The sequence below is a fragment of the Heliomicrobium sulfidophilum genome, from assembly GCF_057715735.1.
In genome coordinates this window covers 1,250,868-1,265,495 of record NZ_JBVTZZ010000005.1, presented here as the reverse complement: position 1 = coordinate 1,265,495, position 14,628 = coordinate 1,250,868, and the positions used below count along the sequence as shown (strand labels likewise).

Here is a 14,628-nt window from a genome sequence, read left to right as displayed (position 1 = left end):
TAAGTAGTCGCTGACCGTCGTAACCGAGCGCAGGCGAGTAGAAAGAAGACCCTCCCGGAAAGCAGGGGAGGGTATGATTTTTTACGATTAAGGATGAAATCATCTCTTAGCGTAAGATTTATCGATCTTGGGAATACTTGTGCAAGCATCTCGGCAATCCAAACCTCCCATCCGTCCCATAAATGAACGCCCACACTCGTGAAATGCGGAAAAATGTCGTTCAGGTAGAGGAAATGGGGCGGAAACGTGGAAATTAACAGGACGGACAAAGGAGGGTAATTTGGAAATGCCGGGATTAATCACATGGGCGAATGACAATCTGGCCGGTTTGGTGCTTCTCTGTTTGGGACTGACGATTTCGATGCTTGTAATCGGACTGATCGCTGTGGTAAAAGCACAAAAGATCAGCCGTATGTATCAGACCTTGATGAGAGGCCAAGAGGGACAAAACCTGGAGATGCTGCTTCACGAAAACATGGCTCTATCGAGAGAACTGGTGCAGCGGATCGAAAAGATGGAGCGCTCCATCGCCCAACTGGATGCGATCAGCAAAGAGACCGTGCGCCACATGGGCATCGTCCGCTTCAACGCCTTTGAAAATGTTGGGTCTGATCAAAGTTTTGCCGTTGCCATGCTCAATGACCAGCGAAACGGCGTGGTGATCAGCAGCCTCTATGGGCGGGAACTGTCCCAAGTCTATGCCAAACCGATCCAAGATGGAAAATCGACGTACTTATTGTCCGATGAGGAAGAAGAGGCCATTGCAAAAGCCTTATCAGGAATCGAGAAATAATAATTTCCGACATTTTCCTATACTGTAGCAGGAAAAATTTGCACATCAGCCGAATTATTATAAGAGCAATCATGATGTCAAAAAGCGGGTGAATACCATCCCCAAAGAGGAATCACCGCGTCGTGCCCGTCGACAACCCTATACGATCATCTTGGCTCCTGGTTCCGGTCAAAAAACGTGGAGCATCGATCTATCACCGGAACGGGTCCGGCAGATGCTGATCGGCGGCGCTATCGCCAGTGGTTTTTTGTTCTTCATCCTTCTTCTTTCAGTGTACGCCCTGTTTCAGTTGAGCGAACTGCAGAGGTTAAAGACGATCAACCAGGAGCAGGCGCGTCAAATCGAGGAATTGAAGGACTTTTCACTTACCGTGCAAGATAAGTTGGTCAGAGTTAAAGCGTTGGACAAGCAGATCCGGCAGATGGTTGGCATCGACGGCGGCGATGGCATTGACAGTGTTGAAGGCAGCGAAGGTGACGAGGGCGGCGACGATGAACAAGCGGTTACTCCTTCCAAACTCCCGAACCAAAGTTCCGCCGCCACGGAACTGGGAAAAAGAGACCTGCAAGCGTTTCAGAACGTGCCTTCCCGTTCGGGCAACGCCGCGCCGGAACGAACTGGCATGACCGCCACGGTACGGCAAATCTTTCAAAGCGAAGGGGAGCCCCTGAGCCGCCTGTCCTTCTCCATGCGTCAACTCGATTCGGAACTGGACGATCAAGAAAAACAACTGCAGCAACTCAATAAAGAGGTAAAAGACCGGCTCGACTACCTGGCAGCTGTCCCTTCGACCTATCCGGTCAGAGGAAGCGTCACTTCCCCCTTCGGGAACCGCCGCTCCCCCTTCGGAACCAAGACAGAGTTTCACTCCGGTCTCGATCTAGCTGCCTCCTACGGAACGGCGGTGCGCGCCGCCGCCAAAGGGAAGGTTGTCTTCGCCGGGTGGAAGCCGGGTTTGGGCCGCGTTGTGGAGATCAGCCATGGTCATGGATTTCAGACCGCCTATTGCCACCTCTCTGCCATCAAGGTGAAAGTCAATCAAGAACTGGAGCGGGGTGATGTGCTGGGCAACGTGGGCAACAGCGGGCGCAGCACGGGACCGCATCTGCACTTTATGGTCTACCAGCAGGGTAAATTGCAGGATCCGGAACGCTACCTTTTGCACTGATCAAGCAAAAGGCCAGCTTAGGTTATGTAAAGTCATCAATCCTGTGCGAGGCAGGGCGAAGGAGGCGAATAGCCCATGTTCGGGCGGAAAAAGGAATCAAACCAAACCACCGTTGATCGCATAGATACGGTCATCGGCAAGGAATCCCTGATCAACGGCACATTAAAAGCCACCGGCACGGTCCGCATCGACGGACAGTTCAGTGGCGAAATCGTCGGCAAAGGCGATATTATCATCGGAGAAACCGGTCGTGTCGAAGCCACTGTGGAAGGACGCAATGTGATCATCGCCGGAACGGTGCATGGGAACATTGACGCCGCCGGACGCCTGGAAATCGCCTCCACAGGCAGGCTGTATGGAGACTTGATGGCCACCAGCCTGATCATCGATGAAGGCGCCGTCTTCCATGGCAGTTCCCGGACAGAAACGCGCACGAATCACGCCGCTGATGTCGCTGAGGAGGAAGCCCTGGAGAGCGCGCTGTAATCCAGGGCTTGTGCTTTGAGAGCCGAACGCTGGATCAAGGCCAAAGGGGCTCCACCTGCTGCGCCTCTAGCGCCGGAGCAGAGGAATTGAAAGTCAGCGAAGCCACCGGCTTGCGGCGGGCGGCCCGGTAGTAACCGTACAGCAAGCCGCGGCTGATCTGGTTGGAGAGCTTCATGACCTCCGACAGGCGCGTGTTTTGCAACACCATAAACTCCATAAAGCCGCCGACATTGACAATGCCGGTGATATGCAGATCTCCGATTTCCGGGAGATCTTTTTTTACGCCTGCGCCCGGTCGCAAACCGCCGAGAGAAAGGGTCACCTGACCCACCTGATCGACCCGTCCGAGGGAGGCGTCAATGGCGATGATCAGGGCGCCAGGATGGATGCCTTCAATCGCTTTTTTCTTCTCCACAAGGTTGGTGGCGTGAATGGGATCATCGAGGGTGCCGTAAATATGATAGTAATTCGAAGCCAAGGGCGCCAACTGAGTTCCCACCAACGGACCTAGGCAATCGCCAGTCGAACGGTCGGTGCCGATGCAGAAGACGACGCGCGGGCGACTCAAGGTGGGATCAAGGTAGAGGATGAGTTCAGCCAGGGCATCACCGAGCGTATGGGCGCATTGCCGGCTGTTCGACGAAAAATATTCTTTTTCTCCGGCCAGCAGGCGCTGCCAGTCACGTTGTTCTGCCATGTCCAAACTCCTTTGCGCACTGTTTAGTAACAGCATTCCCTTGATGAGGGAAAATAAACCATTCTACCTATGGAATGGGGGATGACTATGGGCGCTCTATGGCAGGTGCAGGTGGCATCGGTCTATATCGGCGCTGTCCTGGGCGCCGGATTTGCCTCGGGCCAGGAGATCTTTCAGTTCTTCGTCCGCTACGGCCCGGCGGGGCTGCAAGCGGTAGCGTTATCCGGCGTGCTCTTCGGCTTGTTGGGTCCGGCGATCTTTTTCGTCTGCCGGAGCCGCGGGTTCAACTCTTATCATGAACTCCTTGACGGGCTCTTCGGATCCACCATCGGCAGAGTGATGGATGGCGTCATCACCTTTTCCCTCTTCGTCGGGGTGATGGTCATGTTGTCCGGCGCCGGCGCGCTCATGTCTCAGCAGTGGGGATGGCCCTACTGGACCGGCGTGGTCGGCACGACGGCGCTGATCCTGTATTCCCTCTGGTGGGGGATCGACTCGTTGATCTGGGTGAACACCTTTCTGGTTCCCGTAAAATCGATCATCTGCCTCGCCGTCGCCTCGGCCATTGTCATTTGGTCACCGTCCATACAGGAGGCGACACCGGTAGAAACCTTGGCCGTGACGTGCCTGGCCGGGTGGTCCAACCTGCAAGCGACGGGCGCCGAGCCTAACGCCATGCTGCCCGATTCACCGGGCCTAAGCGCCTTTTTGTATGTCTCCTTCAATCTCACCATGTCCCTGGTGGTCCTTGTCGCCCTGGCGCCGCAGGTGCGACAGCGGGGCGGCTATACCGGGGCGGCAGCGGGCGGACTGTTGCTTGGCTTATTTGCCTTTTTGCTGACGACGGCCATGCTGCGCTACGTGCCAGAGATCGCCGCGTACCCTGTGCCCATGCTCTTCTTGGCGGGCGCATTGCACCCCTGGACCGGACAGATTTATGCCTTCCTGCTCTGGCTGGCCATGTTCACCGCCGCCTTGGGGAGCGCCTTCGGCGCCGCCCTTCGTCTGGCAAAAACCGATCAGGGACCGGCTTTTCGCAAGATGCTGATCAAATCGGTGCTCGTCGTCTCTCCCTTTGCCATGCTCCCTTTCGCCGATCTGGTGGCCACCTTGTATCCCTTTTTCGGTTATGTCGGTCTGCCACTCGTGCTGGCTGTGGCTTGGGTGACGCTCAGGGAGTTGCGCCGACGGTTGACCTTGTCGTAGCCATTTTTTACCATGAACCGATGATTTATCCTATGCACGTGCATGAGCGATCGTTTTGTTGATAGAAGGGCGCGCAGAAAATAGAATAATAGTCATGGGAATACGACGGCCTTCTGGCGAAGCGATGGAGGAATAGAAATGGCAACGCCCGGGCAAGTCCATGCCATCATCGGCACGGCTGGCCACATTGATCACGGAAAAACACGTCTGGTGGAAGCCCTGACTGGCGTCGACACGGACCGTCTAAAAGAAGAAAAAATGCGGGGCATCTCGATCGAATTGGGATTTGCTCCTTTACAGCTGCCAGATGGCCGTCAGGTCGGCATCGTCGACGTGCCCGGCCATGAGCGGTTTATTCGGCATATGGTGGCCGGTGTGACCGGGATGGATGTGGCCATCCTCGTCATCGCCGCCGACGAAGGGGTGATGCCGCAGACTAGGGAACACCTGGATGTGATTGAACTGCTCCAGGTTCCCCGGGGCATCACCGTGTTGACGAAGACGGACCTTGTCGATACGGAATGGCTAGAGATGATCTGCGACGATGTCGGCCAGTTTCTGGCCGGAACAAGGCTGGCCCAAGCGCCGCTCCTGCCCGTTTCGGCCGTTACGGGGACGGGGATCACCGAATTAAAAAAAGCGCTCGCTTCCCTGGTGGAGGCGGCGCCCCGCCGGCCTTTCGCCGGTCCAGCCCGTTTGCCCATCGATCGGGTCTTTACGGTGAAGGGATTTGGCGTTGTTGTCACCGGCACGCTGGCATCAGGGATGCTCCGGACCGGCGACAGCCTGCAGCTCTACCCCTCTGAACGTCCGGTCCGGATTCGAGGCATGCAGGTCCATGGCGAGAAGGTGGACACCGCCTGGGCCGGCCAAAGGGTGGCTGTCAATCTGGTTGGCCTTGAGGTCAGCCAGGCGGGGCGCGGCGAGGTCCTTGCCAGCCCAGGCGCACTCCAGTCCAGCTACCGGATCAGCGTCCGCATGCAGGCGCTCTCGCGAGAGGACAAGCCTCTCGTCGATCGGGAACGCATCCGCTTCCACGCCGGCACGAAGGAAACGCTGGGACGGCTATCCCTGCTTGAGGGGGACCGGATCGAACCAGGCGAATCCGCTCTCGCCCAGATCGTCCTGGAAGAGCCGGTCGTCGTCGCCAAAGGCGATCCCTTCGTCATCCGCACCTATTCGCCCGCCCGGACGGTGGGCGGCGGTCAGGTGATCGAAGGGTTGGCGGGAAAGCTGAAAAAAAACCGGCCTGATGTAATCGCCAACCTCGCCGTGCTAGAGCAAGGGAGCCCCGCGGAACGCCTGGCCCAGCGCCTGGCCCAAACCGGCCAGCCGGTGACGGTGGAGGAAGCGGGCAGTCTGCCGGGGTTTGACCGTAACGATATTGCAGCCATCTTGTCGTCTGCGAATGGTGCTCTTCCTGAGGCTGCGCCTGAATCCAAGGCTGCGACTGCTTCTATGGATCCTGCTGTTGCGCCCAGCCTCGTTCGTTTAATCGGCGACGGCGTCGAATACTTTGCCAACGCGAACCAGGTCGCCACCCTCGAAAAGAACCTGCGCCGCGAATTGGATGCCTATCACCGCCGCTACCCGCTGCGCCGGGGGATGCCGAAGGAGGAAGTGAAGAGCCGCCTCGTTCCCGCCTGGGCCGCGAAAGCTTACGGCGCCTTACTCCAGACTTGGGAGAGGTGGGGCGTCCTCATCGTCGACGCCAGGACGGTTGCCCTCGCTGAGCGAAAGGACAAGCCGCCGGCCGAGACGCTCCGCCTGCTGACGGCCGTGGAAGATCGTTTTCTTCAGGCTCGGTTGCAGCCGCCGCTCCCGGCGGAGGCGAGAGATTGGCTGGTCCGCCAGGGAATGAGCGCGGACAACGCGGAAGAGTGCCTAAACTACCTCCTGGACCGGGGACGACTGCAAAAGATCGGCGAAGACCTCCTCTTTCACGTACAAGCCCTCGACGATTTCCGCCGTCTGATCATGGACGCCCTGCAAGGCGGCAAGGAGCTGACCGTCGCCGAGGCACGCGATCTGGCTCAGAGTTCCCGGCGCTATATGGTGCCGCTGCTGGAGTGGCTGGATCGGGAAGGGGTCACGAAGCGCAAGGGCGATAAACGCTCCCTATGCTAAATAAATGGAAAATCCTGTAATATCACAAGGAAATGGGACATACCCTCATTGATAGAAGGAGGGTTGTCCCGTGCTTTTTTTATCGCGCCGGTCGCTCATCACCATCTTTGGACTCCTCTTCCTCATCCCCGGCCTTGTCTATGTCGGTTGGCTCAAAACGATGACCGCCCTGGCCACGGCGAAAACAGGGTCATCGCCGATTGTCCTGGCGGTGGCGGTTGAACTGTCTGGTCCCGTCGGCCCTTGGGGACAGGCAGCCTTCAAAGGGATTCAGATGGCCGTCGATGAGGCGAACCGCCAGGGGGGCATCGAAGGGCATCCTGTCCAGACCATTTCCGCGGATGCCAGCGACGCAACCGGCTTGACGGGCCTTTCTGAGCAGGCGCAAAAAAACGGTGTCGCCGCGGTCATCGGACCGGTGACGCCCTCCAAGGTGGAGGCGCTCGTCAAAGCGGGCTTGCCAGTGCCCCTGATCAGCCTGGCTACAGCCCCTTCAGTGCCCAGCCTGGGTGACAAGGTGCTCCAGGGGAGCTATGACGACCGCCAGCAAGGAGCAGCAGCGGCCCAGTACGCATCGCGCGTCTGGAGCAAACAGGCGGCCCTTGTGGTGGAGGAAAAGAGCGCCTACGCCCAGTACCTTGGCAAGGCCTTCCGGGAGACCTATGAAGCCAAAGGGGGCAAGATCGTCAAAAGCTTGACCTATCAGCGGGGACAGCAGGATTTCAGCGCCCTCTTGAACCAGTTGTCCCAGGCCGCCCCCGAGGTGATCTACCTGCCGGGCTATGCGAAGGAAGGGAAGGCCTTTTTGCAGCAGGCCCGTCAAAAAGGCCTGAAGACGCCGATCATCGGCGGCGACGGCATGGAGTCGGTGGCCAAGGAGATCGCCGGCAAAGAGAATGCTGGCAGAGAAAATGCCGACAAAGAAAAAGAAGCCCGGCAATGGCGTCTCTACTATACAACGCCCAACTTCATTCCGACCGGTGAAGCGGCGGACTTTGTCCAGGCCTACCAGAGCCGCTACGGCGAACTGCCCCAGCCGATGGCGCTCTGGGCCTATGAGGCCACGCAGGGGATCCTGAACTGCTTGCGCGCCCCCGAGGTCCGCGCCAACCCGGATGCGCTGGTCCAGCAGATGGCCGGCGCCGGATGGCCGGTCGCCGGCGGCCGGATGCAGATCAACAAAGACCGCCACGCCTTGCGGCCCATGGCGATCATGGAGACAGAACCGGAATTGCGGCTCGTCGAAGTGATCCCGGCGGGGCAGTGAAGAGACAAGGTCAATGAAGAAAAGGGCTAGAAGGAATTCGTCGAAGAAGACTCTGCGATTGAAAAAGTAAATGTTGATGTTTACCGGAGGGCGCGAACCGGCAAGACTACCTCCTGGATGGAACCATTCCATGAAGGAGGAGAACCGCTTGGCTCGAAGGCCCTTTTCTCCTGCCTTCCGGCTCCTGACCCTTTTCACCCTTCTGTTGGCATGTTGTGGCGGAGTGGCCTTCTATCTACCGCACTTGGAGGCCCGTGAAGCTTCGCCGCTGCCGCTGTTGCGCCTGCACGTGGTCGCCCCTTCAGACGACCCGGCAGACCAGGCGCTCAAACTGAAAGTCCGTGACGAGATCTTGGCCTATGTGGACCCCCTGTTAGCAGATTGCCACTCTATTGAAGAATCGCGAGAACGGGTCGAGGAACACCTGGACGAGATCCGCAGCCGCGCCGAATCGGTCATCGGGCAAGCCGGCTATGACTACTCCGTCCAACCCGCAGTAGGCCGCTTCCATTTCCCGGCGAAGGTGTACGGTCATCTGAAAGCCCCCGCCGGGGAGTATGAGGCCCTCCGGGTGGTCATCGGCAAAGGGGAAGGCGCCAACTGGTGGTGTGTCCTCTATCCGCCCCTTTGCCTGAGCGACCGCACCGGCGCTGTCGCCACAGAGAACACAGCTTCGACTGCACCGGCCTTCACTTCGCTGGAATCGCTCAACACCCAGGTTCAGACAGAAGGAGGAGAACCTGCCGTCGAAGTCCGCTCCAAACTCTGGGATATGGTCACAGGCATAGAAAAACCCTGAAGCGAACAAAATCGCTTCAGGGTTTTCTTTTGACCGTTAATCACACTTTTAATGTGATTCCGTTGGTCATCATGTGAACATTCGATTAATATGTAGACCCACCAAAGCCGTCACCGACACGTTTTCCAACCTTGCACTCGCAAGTGGGCGCCTCGCCGCCAGCGTTTGCCTTCCCGTCTCAGCGGGCTTGACAGCGACTGACATGACCAGCTCCCGTAATGTAAAACTTATCGATTGAAAACATTAATCGGCAACGCACCCAGCAGGTGTCGCCGGAACCGTTCCGGCAAATTGTATTCTACCCAAAAGGGCGACGATTGTCACTAGGATGTCGATGGAAATCTCAATATAATAAAGAATCACCGTGGAGGCGATAGGTTCGATGAATTCCTTTAATGTTGATGGTTGTTTCATTGCTTGCCTTGTTTCCGTCTTTATGATTGAGGTTATCCTCTAGGTTGAAAGGATTGTATTTCTTTTGATTTTGGGTTATGGTTAGGATGGTAAAACTCACTGGACTAGGCATTTTCCAAGGCAAAGAGGGGATATTAGTCAAGGTTGGGTAAACAAGTACAACAAGCAGTTACCCCTTTATTTTCGGGGGTGAATGGGGACTGGTGTCCTCCCTGGGCTTCAAACCCACGTGGCGCGCGGCCAACCCGGGCGCGGTAGGTTCGATTCCTACCCACTCCCGCCAATAAATTGACCTCGTTGTCATGAATGGACGCATGTGACGGAAAGCATAGTTTTGCTCGAAAGGCAAGACCATGCTTTCTTTTTTTGACGCTGCCCTGTGGATTGGAGGTCTTCTTATAGAATCGACAGTGCCGGTTCTATCGTGCTTAGGTGCGCGGTAGTAAAGTCACTCCTAGGGGGCACACTAGCGGGGGAAAGGGGGGCGTCTGGTGGGCAACAGGGGAAAGGTGAGACTAAGACGGTCTTTGGGCAAACATCCCGATGGTCAAACCACCGGTCGAGCGCCTGTACCGGACGCATTCAGCCGCTCCTATGATGACAACCTCCAGACGGTAAAACAAATTCTCGCCAACGATGACTTGATCATCTACCGCCAACTGACCTTTGGCGCGCAAGATGATCATCGCGGCTGTGTCGTCTATGTGGACGGGATGGTGGACAGCGACCTGCTCCATGAGAATGTGCTGGCGCGCTTGCAGGATTTTCGATGGCCCCAGGCGCCGGAGGATGAACTGCTGTCCCTGTTCGTGAAAAGAATCGTCAGCGCCGGCAATGTGACCACCGAGACGAAGGTGAACCCAGCCGTCCAGGCGCTGTTGTATGGCAATGTGCTTCTAATCGTCGACGGCGCAGACGCCGTCATCCTGATCGAGGCCAAGGGGTGGGAGAAGCGCGCCATCAGCGAACCCGAAACCGAACGGGTCGTTAGGGGGCCCCGGGAAGGGTTCATCGAAAACATCGTGACCAATCTGACCATGATTCGCCGCAAAGTGACCAACCCAGACTTGAAGATGGTCTACCGCGAGATCGGAAGGCGCACGAAGACGAAGATCTGCATCGTCTATCTGGAGGGTGTGAGCCGAAAGGAATTCTTGGAAGAACTCCTACGCCGCCTCGATCAGGTGCAACTGGACGGCATCTTGGAGCCGGAGTACATCATCGAGTTGATCCGTGATTCCCCGCTCTCCCCTTTTGAGACAATCGGTACCACCGAACGCCCTGACACGGCGGTGGGAAAACTGCTGGAAGGCAGAATTCTCATCGTCGTCGACGGTTCCCCCTTCGTCATCACCCTTCCCTACCTCTTTTTGGAATACTTTCAGGCGAACAAAGATTACTACGACAATTATTTTTACAGCACCGTCAACCGGTTGCTGCGCTACCTGAGCTTTTTCTTGACGACGAGCACGCCGGCCATATTTGTGGCCTTGGTCAACTTTCACCAGGAGATGATCCCGACCCGGTTGTTGTTCAGCATCTCCGCCGCCAAGGAAGGTGTGCCCTTTCCGACGGTGGTCGAGGCGCTGTTGATGATCACCGCCTTTCAGATCTTGCGGGAGGCGGGGGTCCGGTTGCCCTCGCCGATCGGACAGGCTGTCAGCATCGTCGGGGCCTTAATCCTGGGTGAGGCGGCCGTCACTGCCAAGATCATCAGCGCCCCCATGGTCATTGTCGCGGCGCTGACGGGGATCACGAGCTTTATGGTCCCCGAGATGCCTGGCGTCGCCTTTTTGCTCAGCCTGTTTTTCTTGATCGCTTCATCCATCCTGGGCTTCTTCGGTTACATCTTCGCCGTCATCGCCGTGACCATTCACCTCGCCGGCATGCGCAGTTTCGGCGTCAACTACTTGGCCAGCATCACCTCCATCCGCTTGCAAGATCTGAAAGACACGGCCATTCGCGCGCCCTGGTGGTGGATGACTTACCGCCCGCGGCTTTTGACCGGCAATGACCGGCGTCTGGCCGAGCCGGGGAGACCGAAGCCATGAGATCGTGTCTACGCATCTTTTTTCTCGGCGCTTGTTTTTTATCCATCCTGCCGCTGCCCGGGTGCTGGAACTACCGGGAGATCCGCGATCTGGCCGTCGTTGTCGGCGCCGCTTTCGATAAACAAGATGACCGCGTTCAGTTGACGGTGGAACTGATGAGCACAAAAAGCGGGGAAAAAGACGAAAGCGGCGGCAGTCTGGGGATCCGTCCGCAACGCTATGAAAGCTCGGGAAGGACCCTTTTTGAAGCGGTCAGAAATATGATCGCCATGACAGGGAAAAGACTGTATTGGAGTCATGCCAAGGCATTCATCGTCAGCGAGGAGATGGCGAGAGAGGGCATGGTCCAGATCGTCGACTGGATCAACCGCGACGCCGAGGTTCGTTCGCAGACATGGATGCTTGTCACTCAGGGTGAAAAAGCAAGCGACATATTGAAGACCAAATCAAAACTCTTTGACACGGTGTCCATGCAACTTGACGAGACCTTCCGGAGATATGGCGACTCAGGAAAGCTGTTATCCACCACCGTTGGTGATTTTGTGGAAGACATGGAATCGCCGGGAATCGGGGCGACCGTCCCTTACGTGCAAACAGAGGAGAATGCTGGTGAAAGGATTCCCGAGATCCGGGGAACGGCCTTGTTTCAGGGAGAGCGTCTGGTCGGGTACCTAGACGGTGAAGCGACGCGAAGCCTGCTCTTTATTCGAGACCGGATGCATAAGGGAAGTTTGATTGCCGTCAGTACGGAAAAACCGAAAACACAGGTCAGCCTAGAAATCTACCGGAGTCACACGAAGCGAACATTGTATAGGGAAGGCAGTCGCCCCGTGATTGAACTCGTCGTGGAACCCTTGGCTGATATCGCCGAGATTTCGACGGAAAAAGATGTGATCGACTTAGAAAAAAAAGAAGAGTTGACGGAAAGAGCGAACCAACAACTGGCTGCCCAGCTTCGAAAGACGATCCGTGAGGTTCAGGAAAAATATCAAACCGATGTTTTCGGCTTTGGACAGATGATCTATCATCAACGACCGGATCTTTGGGAAGCGATCGAGCAGATAGGGTGGGAGCATGTCTTCCCGGACCTGGAAGTCCGGACGGTCGTCAACTTCAAGATCAAAGGCAGCGCGCTCTCGTCAGAACCTACAAAAGTCGGTGAGTAAATTGCGTTTGTTTGTCCTGGCCGTCTTCCTCCTCTTGGGGGTGATGGACGGCGTGTACCTCTACCGGTCAAAACGGGGGAAGGAACTGGCTGTCTACCTGGCTTTCCTATTCCCTGGCCTTATGGTGATGGCGCTGATGGGCCTTCAGGAGTCATCGCCCAGCATCGCTGATTATCTGGAATACTGGTTTGGGCTGACACCGCTGGTGGGGTATCAATGACGGGCCGGGGTAATGGCCAGGGGAATGGACAGAGCAGGGGGAAGGGCAAGGAGCGAGTTTCGTACAAGCAAGGCATCTACCTGATCGCCCTATTCATCATCGGCAGCAGCTTGATTTTGCCGATTGGGGCGAAAGCCAAGCAGGATGTGTGGATGGCCGCCTTGCTGGCCCTCTTATTCGCCGCCCCCATGGTCGCCGTCTATGGGCGTATCTTATCGCTCAACCCTGGGATGGACCTCATCGAAATCACTACGCGCCTGTTTGGAAATATCGTCGGCAAGGCGCTCATCCTTGTTTATGCCTTCTACGCCTTTACCCTGTCCGGTCTGGTGCTCATTAATTTTGGAGAATTCATCAATGTGGTGGCGATCCCGGAGACACCAAAGCTAGCCATCATGCTCTTTATCGCCTTGCTTGCCATCTGGGCCGTCAAAGAAGGCATTGAGGTCATTGCGCGCGCCGGGGAAATCTACCTGCCTTGGATTATCATGGCTGCAATGTTTACCTTCTTTTTTCTGTCGCCGCAGTTCGAAGTTCTACGCATGTATCCCATCCTGTATAAAAATTTCGAAAAAATCCTCCAAGCGGCGATTGATCTGTTCAGCTTTCCCTTTGCGGAAATCGTGCTGTTTCTGTTGCTGATGCCGTCTACTAAGCAGTCGCCCGCCATGAGGCAGTATATGGTGGGGCTGCTGTTGGGTTTCTTCGCAGTCATTACCAGCATCACCGCCGTGATGGCCGTCATCGGGCCGGAACGGTACGCATCCTACTACTTTCCCGGTTATCTGGCGGTGCAAGAAATCAGCATCGGCGATTTCTTGCAACGGTTGGAAGTCGTGATCTTTGTGATCAATATTTTTGCCGGCTTTGTTAAAATCTCCCTATGTCTGCTGGCGGCCTGCCGAGGCCTTAGTCATGTCTTTGGGTTCACGGAATACCGGTTTTTGGTGACGCCCATCGGCTTTTTGTCGCTCCTGTTCGCGTCGAACATATACAGCAGCACGAAGCAGATGGCCCGCTGGGCCGACGAGATCTATCCTTACTACGCCTTTCCCTTCCAGGTAATTCTTCCACTCTTGATTTGGATTGTCGCCGAAATCAAGGCGCGCTCAGAGGTTAAGGGAGACGAAGCAAAAACGGGATGAGTGGAACGACTGGCGCGATCCCTTTCCTTTCGTTACAATGAGGATAGTCGGGCAAAATACGTTTTTGGATTAGTGATAGAGGAAATACAGGAAGGGAAATCGGCGGCATGAACAAGCGTTGGGCCAATGGGATCATCGCTGGGGCGATGATTGGCGTCGCAATCGTACTCGTTCCCCTGGTCCTGTCTTTGCAGGGAGAAGCAGTGCTCGGCCTGGATCAGTACGGGTGGAGTTTAATCGAGGGTACCCTTGTCTTCGGCTTGTCGGCACGGGTGGCCTATCTGGAATGGACCAACCGTCGGCAGCGTCAAGCCATCCAGGCGTTGACGCCCTTTCGGGAAGGGCCCATCGACAAACCGGCCGTCAAGTTGTTGCTGGAGGATTTGCAGCAACGCAACGACGACCTTCACGGCCTCAACCTCGATGTGGTCATGGCCAAGCGGGAATTGGCCCACTCGGCCCAAGGGATCAGCGCGGGCTTGGCCGAGCGATTGAACCGCATTTACTGTGCAGGGTAACGTCGGTATCCCGCGGGGTAAATCGGGCTTTTCGCAGGGGAAATGGGAAGTTTCGAGATACGTACCTGGTGGAAAGCCTGTCAACGCCATAGGCAGGGAATTGGGATTTCTGTGAATGTTTTGTCAATGGTTTTTACATGTTGCGCTTTGTTGGGTGAGCCGATAGACTTTGAGTAGGGATTGCCTGTTGAAAAACGTGAGGGACAGTCTGATTGAACCAGGAGTGTGGATATGAGCGAACATCAGGCGGAAGCAACAAACACCATCACCGTCTTTGTCAAACTGTTCGCCACCTTCCGGGTGAACCGCTTTCCTACACGCCATGTGGCGTTTCCCGCCGGATCGGCGGTCCGCGACGCTCTGCGCGCGCTGGCCATTCCGGAGAAAGAAGTGGCCATCTGCATGGTCAATGGTCATTCCAAAGAGATCGATCATGTCCTTTCTGACGGAGATACCCTGTCCCTCTTTCCTCCTGTCGGTGGGGGTTGACATCCGAATCACCGCCTTGCGAATAAAACGCCACAGTATCATGTAACCATGTGCTGTGGCGTTTTGCATCTTGATGCCAACA

Annotated in this window: 14 protein-coding genes, 1 tRNA gene and 1 other RNA gene; 14 read left to right on the top strand and 2 right to left on the bottom strand. The window is 56.3% G+C overall.

From position 1 onward, the window contains the following. The first annotated feature begins 286 nt into the window (after window positions 1-286). The 3 genes from AC0CW1_RS11685 (at window position 287) to AC0CW1_RS11675 (ending at window position 2,447) form a co-directional block, all read left to right on the top strand. Window positions 287-793, top strand: coding sequence for a DUF4446 family protein (locus tag AC0CW1_RS11685; RefSeq protein WP_488183222.1), 507 nt, complete (start codon window positions 287-289; stop codon window positions 791-793). A gap of 88 nt (window positions 794-881) precedes the next feature. After that, complete coding sequence (locus AC0CW1_RS11680) at window positions 882-1,961, top strand: M23 family metallopeptidase (protein ID WP_488183221.1); 1,080 nt, start codon at window positions 882-884, stop codon at window positions 1,959-1,961. 75 nt (window positions 1,962-2,036) lie between these two features. Beyond that, window positions 2,037-2,447, top strand: a complete 411-nt coding sequence (locus AC0CW1_RS11675; RefSeq protein ID WP_488183220.1) for a bactofilin family protein — start codon at window positions 2,037-2,039, stop codon at window positions 2,445-2,447. 34 nt (window positions 2,448-2,481) lie between these two features. On the opposite strand, the gene yyaC is transcribed toward AC0CW1_RS11675, so the two are convergent. Beyond that, entirely contained in the window at window positions 2,482-3,144 is a 663-nt protein-coding gene (gene yyaC, locus AC0CW1_RS11670; protein WP_488183219.1) for a spore protease YyaC, read from the bottom strand. A gap of 87 nt (window positions 3,145-3,231) precedes the next feature. On the opposite strand from yyaC, the gene AC0CW1_RS11665 reads away from it, so the two are divergent. The 4 genes from AC0CW1_RS11665 to spoIIR all read left to right on the top strand — a co-directional run bounded on the left by AC0CW1_RS11665 (window position 3,232) and on the right by spoIIR (window position 8,543). Beyond that, on the top strand, window positions 3,232-4,350 hold the full coding sequence (locus AC0CW1_RS11665; protein ID WP_488183218.1) for a YkvI family membrane protein: 1,119 nt from the start codon (window positions 3,232-3,234) through the stop codon (window positions 4,348-4,350). A gap of 138 nt (window positions 4,351-4,488) precedes the next feature. Beyond that, window positions 4,489-6,477, top strand: coding sequence for a selenocysteine-specific translation elongation factor (gene selB, locus AC0CW1_RS11660; RefSeq protein ID WP_488183217.1), 1,989 nt, complete (start codon window positions 4,489-4,491; stop codon window positions 6,475-6,477). 70 nt (window positions 6,478-6,547) lie between these two features. Next, window positions 6,548-7,744 (top strand): ABC transporter substrate-binding protein, encoded by a 1,197-nt coding sequence (locus AC0CW1_RS11655; protein WP_488183216.1) that lies wholly within the window; start codon window positions 6,548-6,550, stop codon window positions 7,742-7,744. 148 nt (window positions 7,745-7,892) lie between these two features. Continuing rightward, window positions 7,893-8,543 (top strand): stage II sporulation protein R, encoded by a 651-nt coding sequence (gene spoIIR, locus AC0CW1_RS11650; protein ID WP_488183215.1) that lies wholly within the window; start codon window positions 7,893-7,895, stop codon window positions 8,541-8,543. A gap of 91 nt (window positions 8,544-8,634) precedes the next feature. Here the strand turns inward: spoIIR and ssrS are convergent. Further along, window positions 8,635-8,815, bottom strand: a non-coding RNA gene (gene ssrS, locus AC0CW1_RS11645) — 6S RNA. 327 nt (window positions 8,816-9,142) lie between these two features. Between ssrS and AC0CW1_RS11640 the strand changes: the two genes are divergently transcribed. The 7 genes from AC0CW1_RS11640 to AC0CW1_RS11610 all read left to right on the top strand — a co-directional run bounded on the left by AC0CW1_RS11640 (window position 9,143) and on the right by AC0CW1_RS11610 (window position 14,546). Beyond that, window positions 9,143-9,240 (top strand) — tRNA-Sec (locus AC0CW1_RS11640). 208 nt (window positions 9,241-9,448) lie between these two features. Then, a complete protein-coding gene (locus tag AC0CW1_RS11635; protein ID WP_488183214.1) occupies window positions 9,449-11,008 on the top strand; it encodes a spore germination protein in 1,560 nt (519 codons plus the stop codon). Further along, the gene (locus AC0CW1_RS11630) at window positions 11,005-12,174 is read left to right on the top strand and encodes a Ger(x)C family spore germination protein (protein ID WP_488183213.1); all 1,170 of its coding nucleotides are present in this window, start codon (window positions 11,005-11,007) and stop codon (window positions 12,172-12,174) included. The genes AC0CW1_RS11635 and AC0CW1_RS11630 overlap by 4 nt, the downstream gene beginning before the upstream one ends. Window position 12,175: 1 nt before the next feature. Continuing rightward, a complete protein-coding gene (locus tag AC0CW1_RS11625) occupies window positions 12,176-12,394 on the top strand; it encodes a hypothetical protein (RefSeq protein ID WP_488183212.1) in 219 nt (72 codons plus the stop codon). Beyond that, window positions 12,391-13,539, top strand: a complete 1,149-nt coding sequence (locus AC0CW1_RS11620; protein WP_488183211.1) for a GerAB/ArcD/ProY family transporter — start codon at window positions 12,391-12,393, stop codon at window positions 13,537-13,539. Before AC0CW1_RS11625 ends, AC0CW1_RS11620 begins: the two co-directional genes overlap by 4 nt. A 107-nt stretch (window positions 13,540-13,646) precedes the next feature. Next, window positions 13,647-14,057 (top strand): hypothetical protein, encoded by a 411-nt coding sequence (locus AC0CW1_RS11615; RefSeq protein ID WP_488183210.1) that lies wholly within the window; start codon window positions 13,647-13,649, stop codon window positions 14,055-14,057. A gap of 231 nt (window positions 14,058-14,288) precedes the next feature. Further along, complete coding sequence (locus AC0CW1_RS11610; RefSeq protein ID WP_488183209.1) at window positions 14,289-14,546, top strand: MoaD/ThiS family protein; 258 nt, start codon at window positions 14,289-14,291, stop codon at window positions 14,544-14,546. The last annotated feature ends 82 nt before the right edge of the window (window positions 14,547-14,628 follow it).

Excerpts from the sequence above, each read along its gene's own strand:
- AC0CW1_RS11685 (WP_488183222.1), top strand. The coding sequence starts at position 287 with ATGCCGGGATTAATCACATGGGCGAATGACAATCTGGCCGGTTTGGTG.
- AC0CW1_RS11675 (WP_488183220.1), top strand. The coding sequence starts at position 2,037 with ATGTTCGGGCGGAAAAAGGAATCAAACCAAACCACCGTTGATCGCATA.
- yyaC (WP_488183219.1), bottom strand. The coding sequence starts at position 3,144 with ATGGCAGAACAACGTGACTGGCAGCGCCTGCTGGCCGGAGAAAAAGAA.
- AC0CW1_RS11665 (WP_488183218.1), top strand. The coding sequence starts at position 3,232 with ATGGGCGCTCTATGGCAGGTGCAGGTGGCATCGGTCTATATCGGCGCT.
- selB (WP_488183217.1), top strand. The coding sequence starts at position 4,489 with ATGGCAACGCCCGGGCAAGTCCATGCCATCATCGGCACGGCTGGCCAC.
- AC0CW1_RS11630 (WP_488183213.1), top strand. The coding sequence starts at position 11,005 with ATGAGATCGTGTCTACGCATCTTTTTTCTCGGCGCTTGTTTTTTATCC.
- AC0CW1_RS11620 (WP_488183211.1), top strand. The coding sequence starts at position 12,391 with ATGACGGGCCGGGGTAATGGCCAGGGGAATGGACAGAGCAGGGGGAAG.
- AC0CW1_RS11615 (WP_488183210.1), top strand. The coding sequence starts at position 13,647 with ATGAACAAGCGTTGGGCCAATGGGATCATCGCTGGGGCGATGATTGGC.
- AC0CW1_RS11610 (WP_488183209.1), top strand. The coding sequence starts at position 14,289 with ATGAGCGAACATCAGGCGGAAGCAACAAACACCATCACCGTCTTTGTC.